This window comes from Neptuniibacter sp. (assembly GCF_024231755.1).
GTDB lineage: Bacteria > Pseudomonadota > Gammaproteobacteria > Pseudomonadales > Balneatricaceae > Neptuniibacter.
Genome location: NZ_JAAEQH010000040.1, coordinates 1 through 1,005, shown reverse-complemented (window position 1 = coordinate 1,005; position 1,005 = coordinate 1). Strand labels below are relative to the sequence as shown.

At 42.6% G+C, this 1,005-nt stretch carries 1 protein-coding gene; it reads right to left on the bottom strand.

The genetic code is table 11. The features are described 5' to 3' along the window. Window positions 1–404: 404 nt before the first annotated feature. The coding region (locus GY843_RS01255) for an IS110 family transposase (protein ID WP_297305905.1) at window positions 405–1,005 on the bottom strand (601 nt) is incomplete at its 5' end.

Sequence of the window (1,005 nt, the reverse complement as noted above, 5' to 3'; positions counted from 1 at the left end):
TTATACCCCGCCAAATTACTTCGACGGGGTATGGGTAGTATCCACGACAAGCTTTTCATAACTCATTGCCACACAACGCAATTCCGTATCCGCCAATAAATTAGCCCCGTTTTCACCTCCACCTTTCGACACCAGAGACCACCAGAGACTACCAGAGACTACCAGAGATACGCCACCAAGTGTGGACTCCTATGAAAAGGCGTTTGTCAATAATAATTTTAGATTACTAGACAAATTCGTTGGATTGTTAAAGACACCTATTCGAGCTCGTTTCTTTTAAAAAGGCCCACGAAAACATTCTCAGGAAGCGGTCGCCCACTCTCGTTTCCTGATTCTCTAAGATCCAATCCACAAACCGAGCTGACCGCTCCATTATCAATTCCAACTAATTTGATCTAAAGATATTAACATCTAAAGGGCTCCCGGTTCTTCAGCATAGCATAAATTATCAGCGATAGTTTCCGAGCTACGGCTACTCTGGCTTTTTGAACATTGTTCTTGTAAAGTATACGGTTGAAGAACCGGTTTAAACTTGATGAATACCGTGTTACTTTAAGTGCTGTTTCTACAAGGGCTGTTCGTAGAGGCCGGGACCCAATCCTGGTTATTCCACCAGTGATAACTCTCTCCGCCGAAGCCCGTACCGTTGGAACCAAACCTGTATAACTGGCAAAAGCTTTCCTGGATCTAAATCGATTAATATCCACGACCTCAGCATAAATTATTATAGCTGTCAGGTATCCAACACCGGGAATCGTCTGCAGAAGTTTAACATCCTCTATATCCTGACCTCTCTTTTCTATTTCTGTTTCTAACATTTTTATTTCCCTGTTAAATCCTTTAATAATAGCCAGTAGTTGTTTGATAAAACGCCTTGTTGTATCTGGTAGATATAACCGGTCTATCTCCTTCTTCGCCTTTGGTGAAGCAACGTCAGTAGCACCAGCGACACAACCATTTAAAAACAGCAGATGCCTGATCCTGTTCTTAAATCTCGTCCGGTTC